Below are 16,190 nucleotides of genomic sequence, written 5' to 3'. Positions count from 1 at the left end.
CCCTAGCCCAGCTTGGATGCGACAAGCTCCGTAAGGTCGACGAGTCGGTTTGAGTAGCCCCATTCGTTGTCATACCAGGAAACAACCTTGACCTGGTTGCCAATGACCTTGGTGAGGCCGGCGTCGAAAATGGACGAAGCGGGGTCGCCGACAATATCGGAGGAAACAATCGGTTCCTCCGTGTAGGTCAGGAAGCCCTGCAGGTCGTCGGACTCGGCAGCACGCTTGAGGGCGGCGTTGACTTCCTCGACGGTGGTCTCGCGGGAAACCGTGACGGTGAGGTCCGTGGCGGAACCGGTGGGGACGGGGACGCGGATGGCGTAGCCGTCGAGCTTGCCCTTCAGTTCCGGCAGTACCAGGCCGATGGCCTTGGCGGCACCGGTTGAGGTGGGAACCATGTTGACGGCGGCGGCGCGGGCACGGCGCAGGTCCTTGTGCGGGCCGTCCTGCAGGTTCTGGTCCGCGGTGTAGGCGTGGACCGTGGTCATCAGGCCACGCTCGATGCCGAATTCGTCATTGACCACCTTGGCCAGGGGGCCGAGGCAGTTGGTGGTGCAGGACGCGTTGGAAATGATGTTGTGCGTGGCGTTGTCATACAGGTGGTGGTTCACACCCATGACGATCGTGATGTCCTCGTCCGAAGCCGGAGCGGAAATCAGGACCTTCTTGGCGCCGGCATCGATGTGCTTCTGCGCGTCGGCGGCCTTGGTGAAGAAGCCGGTGGATTCGATCACGATGTCCACGCCCAGCTCGCCCCACGGAAGCTTGGCGGGATCGCGCTCAGCCAGCACCTTGACGACGTTGCCGTTGACGACGATGTTGCCGTCCTTGACCTCGATGGTTTCCTTCAGGCGGCCGCCGACGGAGTCGTACTTGAACAGGTGCGCCAGTGCCTCGGGGCTGGTGAGGTCGTTGACTGCAACGATCTCCAGGTCCGCGCCCTGTGCAAGGGCTGCGCGGAAGTAGTTGCGGCCAATACGGCCAAAGCCGTTGATACCAATACGGGTCGTCACTTTTTCGTCTCCTTGGTGCTTGAAGAAGCACTACTAGTTGAGCGGGCTCTCAAGCCAACTAACAGATCCCGCACGCCATTGGGCAGAGATGGTTTACAGACGGAGGGCGACCAGCCTCATTGCTGAAGGCTAACCGCCTTCCGTGACCTATCTTACGTTTAAACGGGTCCGCCCCCGCAAGTGCGGGGGCGGACGGTCCACATCGCGGCCGGTTTAAGTCCGAATGTGAAGTTTGTAACAAGCGCGTGCCGCGCCGCACACTACGGAAGGGTGATTAATCCCGTGGCGTTGGTGCGGGCTGCCTCGAAGCGCCGGGCGACGTCGGCCCAGTTCACGATGTTCCAGAAAGCCTTGACGTAGTCGGCCTTCACGTTGACGTAGTCCAGGTAGAAGGCGTGCTCCCACATGTCCAGCATCAGGAGCGGGGTGGTGCCCAGGGCGGTGTTGCCCTGCTGGTCGTAGAGCTGCTCAATGACGAGGTTGCCACCGATGGGCTCGTAGGCCAGGAAGCCCCAGCCCGAGCCCTGCAGGCCGAGGGCGGCAGCGGAGAACTGGGCGCGGAAAGCGTCGAAGGAGCCGAAGGCGTCATCGATGGCGGCAGCCAGTTCGCCCTCAGGCTTGTCGCCGCCGTCCGGGGAAAGGTTGTTCCAGAACACGGAGTGGTTGACGTGGCCGCCGGTGTGGAACGCGAGGTCCTTGGAGAGCCGGTTGATGTTGGCGAAGTCGCCCTTTTCACGGGCTTCGGCCAGCTGCGCCAGGGCGTTGTTGGCGCCAGCGACGTAGGTGGCGTGGTGCTTGCTGTGGTGCAGCTCCATGATCCGCGCGGAGATGTGCGGCTCGAGGGCGGCGTAGTCGTACTTGAGCTCGGGCAATACGTACTCAGTCACAAAATCCTCCAATATCGTGGACACTTGGTCCGGTTGGTGACTCTCGGATTGTGCATCCGGGCGGCGGGCGCCCGGAATCTTTTCGATTCTATGGGGCTGTCACTCGTCCAGCATTTCCGGCGTCACATTGGCGTCCGTGCCGGGAATGCCGAGGTCAAGTGCCCTTTTGTCCGCCATGGCCAGCAGCCTGCGGATCCGGCCCGCGATGGCGTCCTTGGTCATGACGGGATCGGCCAGCCGGCCGAGTTCGTCCAGGCTGGCCTGTTTGTGCGCCACCCGGAGCTCGCCTGCGTACCGCAGGTGTTCCGGTACGTCGTCGCCAAGGATCTCGAGGGCGCGCTCCACCCGTGCCCCTGCTGCCACGGCGGCCTGGGCCGAGCGGCGCAGGTTGGCGTCGTCGAAATTGGCGAGCCGGTTGGCGGTGGCCCGGACTTCCTTCCGCATCCGCCGCTCCTCCCACACCATCAGCGCATCGTGGGCGCCCATGCGGGTCAGCAGGGCGGCAATGGTGTCGCCGTCGCGGATGACAACGCGGTCCACGCCCCGCACTTCCCGCGCCTTTGCCTGGATGTCCAGCCGGCGGGCGGCCCCCACCAGCGCCAAAGCCGATTCCGGACCCGGGCAGGTGACTTCCAGCGAGGAGGAGCGGCCGGGTTCCGTGAGTGAGCCGTGGGCCAGGAAAGCCCCACGCCATACGGCTTCGGCGTCGGCGGCGGAACCGTTGACGACGGCGGACGGCAGCCCCCGCACGGGCCGGCCGCGGCCGTCCAGGAGGCCGGTCTGCCTGGCCAGCGCCTCGCCGTCGCGCACCACCCGGACCACGTACCTGCTGGCGCGCCGCAGTCCCCCGGCGGAAACAACAATGATCTCGCTCTGGTGCCCGTAGACTTCGGCGATGGCGGCCCGGAGCCGCCGCGCTGTCGAGGCGAGGTCCACTTCGGCCTCGATGACGATCCGGCCCGAGATGATGTGCAGCCCGCCCGCAAAACGGAGCATCGCGGAGACTTCCGCCTTGCGTACCGATGACTTCTTGATGTCCAGGCGGGACAGTTCTTCCTTGACCGATGCTGTCAGTGCCATGGCACCTTCCTAACTGTTCCCAAAAATGTCCTGGTACGCCGTCGCCAAACGCAGGGGATCATGGACGGGCCGGCGTCCCGACGCCCCTACTTTACCCAAGACCACCTCGGCGCCGATCATCCCGGCGGCCCGCTCGAACTCCTGCCGGTCCGGCACGGACGCCGGATCGGCCAACACCACGTCCACCGTGAACTCCGGGGCGTAGCGCCGCAGCACGTCGAGGTGGTCCGCAGCCGTCATGCCGGACGTTTCCTTGGTGTCCGTGGCGAGGTTCATGGTGAGGCAGCGGTTGGCCGGCGTGTTGCACAGCGCCTGCCGCATCTCCGGAAGCAGCAGGTGCGGCAGCACGGAGGTGTACCAGGAGCCCGGTCCAAGGATCACCCAGTCGGCGAGCTCGATGGCAGTGAGCGCCTCAGTACACGCGGGTGCGGCCTCCGGGAGGAGCCGGACGTTCTCCAGCGAGCCGGCCACCGCGCAGCGGGCCTGCCCGTAGATGGTTTCCAGGACGGACGACCCGTCCGGGGCGGTGACGCGGACATCGCCTTCGATGGTCAACGGAACCTTGGACATGGGCAGGACCTGCCCGCGTGCCCCCAGCAGGGCGCCGGCCCACTTGAGTCCAGCTACGGCGTCACCGAGCAGCTCCCACAGGGTAATGATCAGCAGGTTCCCCATGGCATGCTCGTCCAGCGAGCCGCCCGGCCCGTTGCGGGGGCGGAAGCGGTGCTGCATGACGTCACGCCAGGTCCTGCCCCAGTCCGTGTCGTCGCAGAGCGCGGACAGCGCCATGCGCAGGTCTCCGGGCGGCAGGACCCCGTACTCCTCGCGCAGGCGCCCGGACGAGCCGCCGTCGTCCGCTACCGTTACGACGGCGGTGAGCTGGGAGGTGAGCAGGCGCAGCGCCGACAGCGAGGCGGACAGCCCGTGCCCGCCGCCGAGGGCCACGACGTTGGGCCCCTTGTCCTTTTTGCTGGCCGCCGATCCGGAGGCAGGCGGAACCAACGGGAGCGCCCCGGTGAACAGCGCCATTACTCGCGGCCCAGGTCCCGGTGCGTGGTAGTCACCGTCACCCGGGGAAACTGGGCAAGCTTCTTGGAAAGCTCGGCCGCGACCGCCACGGACCGGTGCTTTCCGCCGGTGCAGCCGACGGCGATGGTGGCGTAGTGCTTGTTTTCGCGCCGGTAGCCGTCAAGGACGGGCTCGAGCGCCATCACGTAGCGGTCCACGAAATTCTTGACGCCCTCGGCTTCCAGCACGTAGTCGCTGACGTCCTTGTCCAAACCCGTGTGCGGCCGCAGTTGCGGCACCCAGTGCGGGTTGGGGATGAACCGGACGTCTGCAACATAGTTCGCGTCAACCGGCAGGCCGTACTTGAAGCCGAAGCTCATGATGTTCAGGCGGAGGGCCACGGGGCCGGTTTCACTGAAGAGTTCCGTGATGGCGGTGGCCAGGCCGTGGACGTTGTAGCCGGAAGTGTCGAGCACGACGTCGGAGCTGTCGCGCAGTTCCTGCAGCAGCTCGCGTTCGGCGGCGATACCGTCGAGGATGCGGCCGCCGCCCTGCAGCGGGTGCGGCCGGCGTCCCTGTTCGAAGCGGCGCACCAGGACATCGTCGCTCGCGTCGAGGAACAGCACGCGGAAGGTGACGCCGCTGGCGGCCAGCGCTCCCAGGGCGGCGCGGATGTCCGCGAACAGGCCTTTGCTGCGGACGTCGACCACCACGGCCAGGCGCGGAATGGACTGCGGCGCGTGGGAGACAAGTTCGGCAAGCGTACCGAGCATCTGCGGCGGCAGGTTCTCCACGACGTACCAGCCGTGATCCTCGAGGGCGTCGGCAGCGGTGCTCCGCCCGGCCCCGGACATTCCGGTGACCACCAGCAGCTCGGCTTCGAGCGGCTTGACGGGTTCCATCCCGTCCTGCCGGGCCCCGGATCCCGCCGTCGTCTCTGCCATCAAGTCCGCCCCGTTCCTGTTGTTGCCGCGCAGGGCCGCACTCCGGCGCAACCCCGTCCCTTACCCTAGCTAAGATTCGATGATTTCGCCGGTGGTCATGTTGATGGCGGGCACTGTGGCTGCGGCCGGGCCCTCTGCCGAGAAATGGTTCACGATGGCGCCGGCCAGGGCGGGCCCGATCCCCTTCGCCTGGGAAAGCTCTTCCGCGGTGGCAGCCTTGACGCTCTTAACCGAGCCGAAATGCGCCAGGAGCGCCTTGCGCTTGGACGCTCCCAGCCCGGGGACGCCGTCCAGCGCTGACACGGTCATCGCCTTGCCCCGCTTTTGCCGGTGGAACGAGATGGCGAAGCGGTGCGCTTCATCGCGGATGCGTTGCAGCAGGTACAGGCCCTGCGACGTGCGCGGAAGGATGACCGGGAAGTCACTGTCGGGGAGCCAGACCTCCTCCAGCCGCTTGGCAAGGCCCACGACATATACATCGTCGATGCCCAGGTCCGCCAGCGCCCGGGCGGCAGCGTTGACCTGGGGCTTTCCGCCGTCCACCACCACCAGGTTGGGCGGGTAGGCGAACTTTGCACGTGGTGCCGGCGTGGTGGTGTCCTGGACCGCGGCGGGCTCAGTGTTGTCCGCGGCGGACGGCATGCCGTGGGCGCCTTCCGGTTCCGGGGCCAGCGCAGACTCGTCAACCTGGGCGGACTTGTCCTGCAGGTAGTGGCGGAACCGCCGGGTCAGCACGTCGTGCATGGCTGCTGTGTCGTCGGCGGCTGCCGGCCCGGTGACGGAAAACTTCCGGTAGTCCGACTTCTTCGGAAGCCCGTCCTCCACCACCACCATGGAGGCCACCACATTGGTGCCCTGGACGTGCGAAACGTCGAAGCACTCGATGCGGAGCAGCGGCACGGGCAGGTCCAGGGCTTCCTGCAGTTCCTGCAGCGCCTGGGAACGGACGGTGAGGTCCCCCGCCCGGCGGGTTTTGTGGAGTTTAAGCGCGTGCTCGGCGTTCTCGCGCACGGTGGACATCAATGCTGCCTTATCACCGCGCTGCGGGACGCGGATGTCCACCTTCGCCCCGCGGATGCCGCCCAGCCACTCCGCAAGTTCTCCGGCGTTGCTGGGCTGCACCGGCACCAGCACTTCGCGGGGCAGCCTGCCGTGGCTGTCGCCGTCGCCGCCGTAGACCTGCTGCAGGAGGTGCTCCACCAGGTCCGGCGTGGTGAAATCCTCCACCTTCTCCACCACCCAGCCGCGTTGGCCGCGGATCCGGCCGCCCCGGACATGGAACACCTGCACGGCGGCTTCCAGTTCGTCCTCGTGCAGGGCAAAGATGTCGGCATCGGTCTCTTCGGAAAGCACCACGGCATTGCGCTCGAAGACCTTGCGGAGCGCAACGATGTCGTCGCGGATCCTGGCGGCATGCTCGTAGTCGAGCTCCGCCACGGCGTCCGCCATCTGCTTTTCCAGCTTGGCAATGAAGCGCTTGGCCTCGCCGCCCATGAAGGCGCAGAAATCGTCGGCGAGGGCTCGGTGGTCTTCCGGCGAGATGCGGCCCACGCACGGGGCGGAACACTTGTCGATATAGCCCAGAAGGCAGGGACGCCCGGTAGCCTCGGCGCGCTTGAAGACCCCGGCGCTGCAACTGCGGACCGGGAACACGCGGAGCAGGGTGTCCATGGTCTCCCGGATGGCGCCTGCGGTGTAGGGGCCGAAGTAGCGGGTCCCCTTCTTTTTGTCGCCGCGCATCACCTGGACACGCGGGTACTTCTCACCCAGGGTGACGGCCAGGTAAGGGTAGGTCTTGTCGTCGCGGAACACCACGTTGAACCGCGGTTTGAATTCCTTGATCCAGGTGTATTCCAGCTGCAGCGATTCCAGCTCGCTGCCCACCACGGTCCATTCCACGCTGCTGGCCGCGTGGACCATGGCATAGGTCTTGGGCAGCAGCCCCGCCGGGTTGGCGAAGTAGGAGTTCAGCCGCGAGCGGAGGCTTTTGGCCTTGCCCACGTAGATGACCCGGCCATGGGGATCGCGGAACCGGTACACCCCGGGGTTGGTGGGGATTTCACCGGTTTTCGGCCGGTACGTTGCTGGATTTGCCACCTATATATTCTACTGAGCCGCAGCCGGTGGCTTTGCCGGTCCTGTCCTGGCCCTCGAATTATTCAGCGGCCTTGCTCTGGTTGTAGCTCGTGGAGCGTTCCTGGCCGCTGAGTCCGGCAATGGCGTCCATGATCCGGTCCGTTACTTCGCGGCGTGCCGGCAGGGAGTGGTCCGGGCCCGTCTTGTCGAAATACAGCGGCTCCCCCACCTTCATGGTGAAGTGCTGCGGCTTGACGCCCTTTTCGCCGGCACGCTGCAGGTTCTCCGTGCCGATCAGGCCCACGGGGATGACCGGAGCCCCCGTGGTCAGTGCCAGCCAGCCGACGCCGGTGCGGCCGCGGTAAAGGATGCCGTCGCGTGAACGGGTGCCCTCGGGATAAATGCCGATGCCGCGGCCCGACTCAAGGATGTCCAGGAGGGTCTTGAGCGCCTGGACGCTGGCTGCCTGCTCGCCGCGTTCCACCGGGATGGATCCCACCGATTCGAAGAACGCCTTCATCACCTTGCCCTTGATCCCGCCGGTGGTGAAGTACTCGGCCTTGGCGAAGAAAGCGACCGGGCGGGGCATCAGCGCCTGCACGATGACGCTGTCAAAAAAGGACAGATGGTTGGGCGCCACAATGAACGGTCCGTCCGTGGGCACATTGTCAATGCCGACGACGGTGGGCCGGCAGGTGCCGGCGATCAGGCTGCGCGTGGTCCAGCGGACCGCCTCAAACATTTCCATCGTTGGTCACCTCACTCATGGCGGCAGAGTGGATGGCCTGCAGCTTGTCGATGACCCTCACCAGTTCTTCGGCCGTGTTGACGACGGCGACCGCACCGGCGTCCTCAAGTTCGCCGTCGGGCGCGAAACCCCAGGCGACCCCGATGCAGTCAAGTCCGTTGGCAATGGCTCCGGACACATCCTGCGCCCGGTCCCCCACCATCAGTGCATGCTGGGTTTCCAGGTCCTTGAGCGCGGCACCGATGATCCCGGTCTTGCCGAGGGGAACACCGTCCACGGCGGTTTCATCGTCGGCGGAACCACGGATGCTCTGGAACAGTTTTTCGATCCCGTGGTGGGCCAGGACCGTCCGGGCCAGCGTCTGCGGCTTTTGCGTAGCGACGGCCACGGGCCTTCCCGCTGCAGCGTACGCCTCCAGGATTTCACGGATGCCGGGGTAAAGGCGGCCCTGCGCGATTCCGGTTTCCACGTAGTACTGGCGGTAGCGCCGGATGACCTCATCCAGGAGGTGGGCCGGCACCCGGGCCACGTTGAGCAGGGAATCGCTCAGCTTGGGTCCGATCATCGCGTCGAGCAGGTCCTGGCCGGGAACGGGCAGCCCCATTGAGGTGAGGGCAGCCGCGATGCCTTCTGTTATTCCACCGGCCGGATCGACAAGAGTGCCGTCCAGGTCAAAGATCACGGGCACTGTTGTTGAAGTCACCGGGTTAGTTTCTCATGCCCGCAGCAGTGCCTGAAACTCGTATGCCTGTTCAGGAATACTCCCGCGCCTCACCCCAGGATTTCGGCGAGGAACGTACCGGTGTGGCTGGTGGCGGACGCGGCCACCTGCTCCGGAGTCCCGGTTGCCACGATCCGGCCGCCGCCTGAACCTCCGTCGGGACCAAGGTCCACGATCCAGTCGGCGCTCTTGATCACGTCCAGGTTGTGCTCGATGGTGATGACGGTGTTGCCTTTGTCCACCAGGCCCTGCAGGACCATCAGCAGCTTGCGGATGTCCTCAAAGTGAAGGCCAGTGGTGGGTTCGTCCAAAACGTAGACGCTCCGGCCGTTGGAACGCTTCTGCAGCTCCGCCGCCAGCTTGACGCGCTGCGCCTCTCCGCCGGACAGGGTGGTTGCCGGCTGCCCCAGCCGGACGTAGCCAAGGCCCACGTCCACGAGGGTGTTCAGGTGCCGTGCAATGGGCGAGAACGCCGCGAAGAATTCCGCCGCCTCCTCGATGGGCATGTTGAGGACATCGGCGATGGTCTTGCCCTTGTAGTGCACTTCAAGTGTCTCCCGGTTGTAGCGCGCGCCGTGGCACACCTCGCAGGGGACGTAGACGTCCGGCAGGAAGTTCATCTCGATCTTCAGGGTGCCGTCACCGGAGCAGGCCTCGCAGCGCCCGCCTTTGACGTTGAAGGAGAAGCGGCCGGGAAGGTAGCCGCGGACTTTCGCTTCGGTGGTTTCCGCAAAGAGCTTGCGGATGTTGTCGAAGACGCCGGTGTAGGTTGCCGGGTTGGAGCGCGGCGTGCGGCCGATGGGGCTCTGGTCAACGTGGACCACCTTGTCCAGGTGCTCCAGCCCCTGCACGGTCTTGTGCCGTCCCGCTACCTGCTTGGCGCCGTTGAGCTTGTTCGCCAGCACCTTGTAGAGGATCTCGTTCACCAGGGTGGACTTGCCGGAGCCACTCACGCCGGTCACCGCCGTCAGCAGTCCCAGCGGGAAGGCCGCATCAACGTTGTCCAGGTTGTTCTCGCGTGCTCCGACAACCTTGATCTCACGCTTCTTGTCGTACTTGCGGCGCTTCCCGGGCACCTCGATGCTCTTGCGGCCGGACAGGTAGTCGCCGGTCAGCGATGCGGTATTTTCCAGCAGTTCCTTGTAGGAGCCGGAATGGACCACCTGGCCGCCGTGCTCTCCGGCACCGGGGCCGATGTCCACAATCCAGTCGGCAACGTGGATGGTGTCCTCGTCGTGTTCCACCACAATGAGGGTATTGCCCATGTCCCGGAGCCTGGTCAGGGTTTCGATGAGCCGGCGGTTGTCCCGCTGGTGCAAACCGATGGACGGCTCATCCAGGACATAGAGCACGCCGACCAGGCCGGAACCGATCTGCGTGGCCAGCCTGATGCGCTGGGCCTCGCCGCCGGAAAGGGTGGCGGAGGGCCGCTCCAGGTTGAGGTACTCCAGGCCCACGTCCAGGAGGAACGTCAGGCGTGCCTGGATCTCCTTGAGGACCTGGTGGGCGATCTGGGCTTCCCGGCCGGTCAGGACGAGGGTGTTCAGGAAGTCGGCGCATTCACGCATGGGCAGGGCGGCGACCTCGGCAATGGACTTGCCGTTGATCAGCACCGACAGCGAGGCGGGGTTGAGGCGCGCACCGTGGCAGGCAGGGCACGGGACCTGCCGCATGTACTCTTCGTAGCGGTCGCGGGCCCAGTCGGAGTCGGTTTCACCGTGCTTGCGGTGGACATACTGGATGGCGCCTTCGAACCCCGTGCTGTATTTGCGTTCCCGGCCAAAGCGGTTGCGGTACTGCACCACCACTTTGTGGTCCTTGCCGTGGAGCACGGTCTGCCGGACGTCCTTGCCCAGCTTCTCCCATGGCGTGTCCATGGAAAAGCCCAATTCCTTGGCGAGGCCTTCGAGGAGCCGGTTCCAGTATTCGGTGGTGGCCGTCCCCAGGGACCAGGGGGCGATGGCACCTTCGGCCAGCGAGAGTTCCGGGTTGGGGACGATGAGTTCCTCGTCCACTTCCAGCTTGGTTCCAATTCCGCTGCAGGCCGCACACGCGCCGAACGGATTGTTGAACGAGAAGGACCGGGGTTCGATCTCGTCGATAGCCAGGGGATGCTCGTTGGGGCACGCCAGGTTTTCGGAGAACGCGCGGATCCGTGCCGGATCGTCTGCTTCAAGGTCCACGAACTCAGCCAGGACACGGCCTTCAGCAAGGCCCAGGGCGGTTTCAATGGAGTCGGTGAGGCGCTGGCTGATGCCTTCCTTGACCACCAGGCGGTCAACCACTACTTCGATGGTGTGCTTGAACTGCTTGCCGAGCTTGGGCGGATCGCTGAGCTGGACGAGGTCGCCGTCCACCCTTGCCCGGGAGTAGCCCTTGGCGCTGAGCTCCTTGAAAAGATCGACAAACTCGCCCTTACGGCCGCGCACCACGGGCGCCAGGACCTGGAAGCGGGTGCCCTCGTCCAGTTCGAGGAGCTGGTCCACGATCTGCTGCGGGGTCTGCTTGGCCACAGGCTCGCCGCAGACCGGGCAGTGGGGACGGCCAACGCGTGCCCAGAGCAGGCGCATGTAGTCGTAGATTTCGGTGATGGTGCCCACCGTTGAACGCGGGTTCTTGCTGGTTGACTTCTGGTCGATGGACACGGCCGGAGACAGGCCTTCGATGAAGTCCACGTCAGGCTTGTCCACCTGGCCCAGGAACTGCCGCGCGTACGCGGAGAGCGACTCAACGTAGCGGCGCTGGCCCTCAGCGAAGATGGTGTCGAAGGCCAGCGAAGACTTGCCGGAACCGGAGAGGCCGGTGAAGACGATCATCGCATCACGCGGCAGGTCCAGGTCCACGTTGCGGAGGTTGTGCTCGCGGGCGCCCTTTACCACCAGGCGGGACAGGTCAGGTCGCTGCAGGGAGGCAGCGGGAGCCAGTGCTACGGACGGAGAGTCGAGGGCGGTTTCTTCAGCTACGGCTTTAGGCACCCAATAATGCTAATCGAAAACTTCTTCGAACACCCACGCCGGGCAGGCGATCACCCGGCGTCGTACGCCGCCGCCAGCAGCTTGACCGCCTCGGCAAACGTTGCTCCCTGCGACTTTGCGGCTTCCGCGTACGCCGCGGCAGCGGCTGACAGCCCGCTGAGACGTTCGTCACGTGGTGATACAACGGTTCCGTTCCGGCCGCGGGTGGCCACGACGCCGGCCGCCTCGAGCTCCTTGTAGGCGCGGGCAACGGTGTGCGGCGCCACGTCCAGGCGCTCCGCCAGGGCCCTCACCGCTGGAAGCCTGGTTCCCGCAGGAAGCGCTCCGCTGTCTGCCAGGTGGATGATGTGGAGACGCAGCTGCTCGTACAGTGCAACCGTGCTGGCAGCGTTAGGCTTCCAGGCACCGGGAAAGTCAGGGGAAGTCTTCACCGGCCCGCCTCGAGCACGTCTGTCCGGCCGGGCCGGCTGGTGAATTGCGCGTTGTACAGCCGGGCGTAGTAGCCGTTCGCCCCCAGGAGCCCCGAGTGGGTTCCCTGCTCTACGATGCGTCCTTGATCCATGACCAAGATTAGATCAGCGTTCCGGATGGTGGACAAACGGTGCGCGATGACAAAGCTTGTTCTGCCCCGCCGCAACCGCTGCATCGCCTTCCGGATCAGCAGCTCGGTCCTGGAGTCCACAGAGCTGGTGGCTTCGTCGAGGACCAGGACTGACCGGCCTGCCAGCTGTGCCCGGGCGATGGTGGTGAGCTGCCGCTGGCCCTGGCTGAGGGGTTCGCCGCCGTTGTCAAGCACGGTGCTGTACCCGCACGGCAGCGACCGGACAAAGCGGTCCACATGGCTCGCTTCCGCTGCGGCCACAATGTCATCCTCGCCGGCGCCTGGCAGTCCGTAGGCGATATTGTCGCGTATGGTCCCGCCAAACAGCCACGCATCCTGCAGCACCACGCCGAACCTGGAACGCAGCCGGTCCCGGGGCATTGCGGTGATGTCCTTTCCGTCGATGGTGATCCTGCCGGAGGTCGGCTCGCAAAAGCGCAGCAGCAAATTCACCACCGTTGTCTTGCCGGCGCCGGTGTGACCCACGACTGCCACCGTCTGCCCCGGTTCCACCCTGAAGGATAGATTCCTGACCGCCGGAGCCGAGCCCAGGTAGGCGAAGCTCACGTCATGGAAAACGATGGGCCCCTCCCGCAATGCCGGCGTACCTGCATCATCCGGTCCAGGTTTTTCCCCCTCCGCGTCCAGCAGGACGAAGACGCGCGCGGCGGAGGCGGCACAGGACTGAATGAGGCTGAGCAGCCCGCCGATCTGCCCGACGGGCTGGCTGAAGAGCCTGCTGAACTGGATGAACGCCTGGATGCCGCCAATAGTCATGGCGCCTGCGAGGACCTGGAGCGCCCCGGCGACGGCCACGGCGATGTAGTTCAGGTTGGACATCAGCACCATCAGCGGCTGGACGATCCCTGCGGCGTACTGCGCCTTCGTGGCAGCCCGGGTGAGACGCCGGTTACTGCGCGCGAACACCTCGGCGGTCTGGGACTGGCGGCCGAAGGCCTTGATGACCTCGTGCCCGGTGATGAACTCCTCAACCTGGGCATTCAGCTCCCCGGTTTCAGTCCACTGCCGCGCATGGTGGGCCTGGGCACTCCGCGCCACGAACACGGTGATGCAGGCGGAAAGGGGCACGCTGGCGAGTGCAATGGCGGCAAGCAGGGGCGAGAGCCACAGCATCATGGCCAGCGACCCGCACAACATGAGCACGGACATGATCAGCTGCGTGAGGATCTGGTTCATGGCCTGGGAGATGTTGTCGATGTCGTTGGTGGCACGGCTAAGCACCTCGCCCCGTGAGCGCTCCCGAAAGTATGTGGCTGGCAGGCGGTGCAGCTTGTCCTCGACGGCAGAGCGGAGGTTGTGCATCAGCCCCTGCACAGAGCGGGCTGTCAGGGCGCCCTGAACCCAGTTGAAGAGGGAGGCGAAGACGTACATCACCGCGACGCCGACGAGCAGGATGGCCAGGCGTTCCTGGTCCACGCCGCTGCCAAAGACGCCGTCCACCACAACATCCGTGGCGTCACCGAGGTACTTTGGGGCTGCTACATTCAGGCCGGCAAAAGCGCACGTGGCCGCAACGGCCCCAAGCATGGACCGCCGGAACGGGCGCAGCAGCCCGAGCAGCCTGCACGCGGTGGTCCGGAAGCGGCTTCCGGGCCTTCAATGCCCGCCGTCCCCCTCACGGCGGGCCGTCCAATGCCAGCTGGGACTCGGCGATTTCGCGGTAGGTGCCGGACGTTTCCAGCAGTTCGGGGTGCGTGCCCTGCGCCACGATGCGGCCGCCGTCGAGCACCAAAATCAGGCCGGCGTCTTCGACGGCGGACACACGCTCGGCCACCATAAGGACCGCCGCGTCCGCCAACTCTGCCTCCAGTACCTCCCGCAGCCGCGTCTCGGTGTCGTAGTCGAGCGCAGAGAAGCTGTCGTCGAAGAGGAACAGGGATGACTTGCGGAGCAGGGCGCGTGCGATGCACAGCCGCTGCCGCTGGCCCCCGGACAAGGTGGTTCCGCCCTGGCCCACGGGCGTGTGGAGGCCCAGCGGGAGGTCGCGCATGAACCGCATGGTCTGCGCCTTCTCCAGGACGTCCCACAGTTCGTCGTCGGATGCTTCAGGAGCTGCCATACGAAGGTTTTCGGAAATGGTGCCGGAAAAAAGGTGCGCCTGCTGGGGCACGATGGACATGCTTCCGCGGAGCGCATCCAGCCTCAGATCCTGAATGTCAGTGCCATCCAGGAAAATCTCTCCTTGGGTGGAGTCGAGGAAACGCGGGACCAGGTTCAAAAGCGTGGATTTTCCACTGCCCGTGGATCCCAGGACAGCCGTGGTGCTGCCGGGCTGGGCAACAAAACTGAGGGCGTTGCGGAACGGACGCCTGCCCCGAGTGCCTGCCGGTCCCGCACAGAAGGCTCGGTGTCCAGGACGGCACCAATGCGTTCCGCGCATACTGCTGCGCGCGGCGCCGTCATTATGACGTACATGGACATCATGATGGCGAGCAGGATCTGCATGATGTAGGCGATGAATGCGGTCAGCGCCCCGATATCCATCTGGCCCGCCTGGATCCGCTCCCCGCCGAACCAGACGACGGCCACCGACGACAGGTTCACCACAAGCATGGTCAATGGGAGCATTGCTGCCACCAGCAGCGCGGACCGGAGATTGTTGGCCGTGAGGCTGGTATTTGCCTCCCCGAAACGGGCAATCTCATGCTTTTGGCGCACGAAGGCACGGATGATGCCTGCTCCAATGATCTGTTCCCGCAGTATGCCGCCCACGTTGTCCAGCAGGTCCTGCCCCTCCCGGTAGAGCGGGATGAGGCGTCCCACGATGGCCGCCATGATCAGTACAAGCAGCGGTACAATCACGAGGACCACTGCCGACAGGGCGACATCCTGCTGAAGTGCGAGGATGACGCCGCCGAGCCCCATGGCAGGGCCCGCGATCAGCATGGTGCAGACCAGGAGCATAAAAGCCTGGATTTGCTGGACGTCGTTAGTAGCCCGGGTGGTCAGGCTCTGCGTTCCGAAGCGGGCAACCTCCTGGGAGGACAGCTCCTGGATCTTCAGGAAGATCTGCATGCGGAGCCGCTGCCCGGCTTCCATGGCCACAACGGCGGCGCAGAAATCCGCGGCTACCGCTGCCCCGGCCTGGACGGCCGCCCCATAAGTCCGATCAGCGACGCACCTCCAGTAAGCTCAGCAAGCCTGCGGGGCGGCAGTAGCCTTTCCCCAGTCAGCCACGTCCCGTCATTGTAAGGCAAATCACTTACTGTTGCTGTCAGCCCGCTTGACTCCACTGTAGACAAATTCCAGCGACTGGAGGATCAGGCTCCCTTGCAGCCCACTGCGAAGATCCTCCGGAACGGGAACACCGTTCCGTGGCTCCCCGCCGGATACGCCGCGCGAAGGGCAGCCGCGTACTCGGCTTCGAAGTCCTCGCCTTCCCCGGGCGGCAGTGCGGCGAGAACCGGACGCAGGGCGGTCCCCCGCACCCACTCGAGGACCGGGTCCTGACCCTGTAAAACCTGCTGGTACGTGGTCTCCCAGGCGTCCGCAGTGCAGCCGCCGTCGAGCAGGATCTGCAGGTAGTCCGACGGTTCCCCAACCGATTCGCCGCCGCGCAGGACCCCGCCCAGCCGGGGCGCCCAACGCGCCGAGGCCGCCAGTTCCCGCATCAAAGCATGGGACGGAGCGTTGAAGTTCCCCGGAACCTGCATCGCGAACCACGCACCCGGGCGCAGCTCTTCCAGCCATGACCGGATCAGGTCCCGGTGTCCGGGAACCCACTGCAGCGCGGCGTTGCTGACCACCACATCCGTGCCCGCAGGCGGTGTCCAGCCGGCGATGTCCGCTCTTTCAAACTTCAGGGACGGGTACTTATTGGACAGGGGTGCCGCCTTCGCGAGCATGTCCGGAGAGGAATCGATTCCCACCACCTCCGCGCCCGGCCAGCGCTCTGCGAGGGTGGCAGTCAAATTGCCCGGGCCGCATCCCAGATCCACCACCAAGGCCGGCTGCCTGGCAAGGATCCTGCCGGTGAGGTCAAAAAACGGCCGGTGCCGATGATCGCCGAACTGCACATACTTGGCCGGATCCCATTGCATAAGCTTCCCTGCTCGTCGTCTTGTCACTTTGTAGGGAAGCCTAGCCGGGAGCGGACAGGTTTCCTGTCACGGGCTG

Annotated in this window: 14 protein-coding genes; all 14 read right to left on the bottom strand. The window is 65.5% G+C overall.

The features are described from left to right. Positions 1–2: 2 nt before the first annotated feature. Positions 3–1,013: a type I glyceraldehyde-3-phosphate dehydrogenase gene (gap, locus tag ACLH0K_RS08425; RefSeq protein WP_138135905.1), complete on the bottom strand. Its 1,011-nt coding sequence runs from the start codon at positions 1,011–1,013 to the stop codon at positions 3–5. A gap of 260 nt (positions 1,014–1,273) precedes the next feature. Further along, a complete protein-coding gene (locus ACLH0K_RS08420; RefSeq protein ID WP_411376322.1) occupies positions 1,274–1,900 on the bottom strand; it encodes a superoxide dismutase in 627 nt (208 codons plus the stop codon). A 99-nt stretch (positions 1,901–1,999) separates the two neighbouring features. Next, on the bottom strand, positions 2,000–2,980 hold the full coding sequence (gene whiA, locus ACLH0K_RS08415) for a DNA-binding protein WhiA (protein ID WP_138135907.1): 981 nt from the start codon (positions 2,978–2,980) through the stop codon (positions 2,000–2,002). A 9-nt stretch (positions 2,981–2,989) separates the two neighbouring features. Beyond that, positions 2,990–4,009 carry a gluconeogenesis factor YvcK family protein gene (locus tag ACLH0K_RS08410; RefSeq protein ID WP_411376321.1) on the bottom strand — a complete coding sequence of 340 codons (1,020 nt, stop codon included), beginning with the start codon at positions 4,007–4,009 and terminating at the stop codon, positions 2,990–2,992. After that, positions 4,009–4,932 carry an RNase adapter RapZ gene (rapZ, locus tag ACLH0K_RS08405; RefSeq protein ID WP_411376320.1) on the bottom strand — a complete coding sequence of 308 codons (924 nt, stop codon included), beginning with the start codon at positions 4,930–4,932 and terminating at the stop codon, positions 4,009–4,011. The genes ACLH0K_RS08410 and rapZ overlap by 1 nt, the downstream gene beginning before the upstream one ends. Before the next feature lie 69 nt (positions 4,933–5,001). Beyond that, entirely contained in the window at positions 5,002–7,029 is a 2,028-nt protein-coding gene (gene uvrC / locus ACLH0K_RS08400) for an excinuclease ABC subunit UvrC (RefSeq protein ID WP_411376319.1), read from the bottom strand. 58 nt (positions 7,030–7,087) lie between these two features. Continuing rightward, complete coding sequence (locus ACLH0K_RS08395) at positions 7,088–7,756, bottom strand: lysophospholipid acyltransferase family protein (RefSeq protein WP_411376318.1); 669 nt, start codon at positions 7,754–7,756, stop codon at positions 7,088–7,090. Further along, the gene (locus ACLH0K_RS08390) at positions 7,743–8,459 is read right to left on the bottom strand and encodes an HAD hydrolase-like protein (protein ID WP_411376317.1); all 717 of its coding nucleotides are present in this window, start codon (positions 8,457–8,459) and stop codon (positions 7,743–7,745) included. The genes ACLH0K_RS08395 and ACLH0K_RS08390 overlap by 14 nt, the downstream gene beginning before the upstream one ends. A gap of 68 nt (positions 8,460–8,527) precedes the next feature. Further along, positions 8,528–11,452 carry an excinuclease ABC subunit UvrA gene (gene uvrA / locus ACLH0K_RS08385; RefSeq protein ID WP_411376316.1) on the bottom strand — a complete coding sequence of 975 codons (2,925 nt, stop codon included), beginning with the start codon at positions 11,450–11,452 and terminating at the stop codon, positions 8,528–8,530. 50 nt (positions 11,453–11,502) lie between these two features. Further along, complete coding sequence (locus tag ACLH0K_RS08380) at positions 11,503–11,883, bottom strand: GntR family transcriptional regulator (RefSeq protein WP_411376315.1); 381 nt, start codon at positions 11,881–11,883, stop codon at positions 11,503–11,505. Further along, positions 11,880–13,601, bottom strand: a complete 1,722-nt coding sequence (locus ACLH0K_RS08375; protein WP_411376314.1) for an ABC transporter ATP-binding protein — start codon at positions 13,599–13,601, stop codon at positions 11,880–11,882. Before ACLH0K_RS08375 ends, ACLH0K_RS08380 begins: the two co-directional genes overlap by 4 nt. Positions 13,602–13,689: 88 nt before the next feature. Further along, entirely contained in the window at positions 13,690–14,325 is a 636-nt protein-coding gene (locus ACLH0K_RS08370; protein ID WP_411376439.1) for an ABC transporter ATP-binding protein, read from the bottom strand. Next, positions 14,289–15,113 (bottom strand): ABC transporter permease, encoded by an 825-nt coding sequence (locus ACLH0K_RS08365; RefSeq protein WP_411376313.1) that lies wholly within the window; start codon positions 15,111–15,113, stop codon positions 14,289–14,291. Before ACLH0K_RS08365 ends, ACLH0K_RS08370 begins: the two co-directional genes overlap by 37 nt. Positions 15,114–15,334: 221 nt before the next feature. Further along, entirely contained in the window at positions 15,335–16,114 is a 780-nt protein-coding gene (locus ACLH0K_RS08360; RefSeq protein ID WP_411376312.1) for a trans-aconitate 2-methyltransferase, read from the bottom strand. Positions 16,115–16,190 lie beyond the last annotated feature (76 nt).

The organism is Arthrobacter sp. MPF02, assembly GCF_046605375.1.
GTDB lineage: Bacteria > Actinomycetota > Actinomycetes > Actinomycetales > Micrococcaceae > Arthrobacter.
Note: the sequence above shows the minus strand (reverse complement) of the source record. Positions and strands in the feature narration are given on the sequence as shown.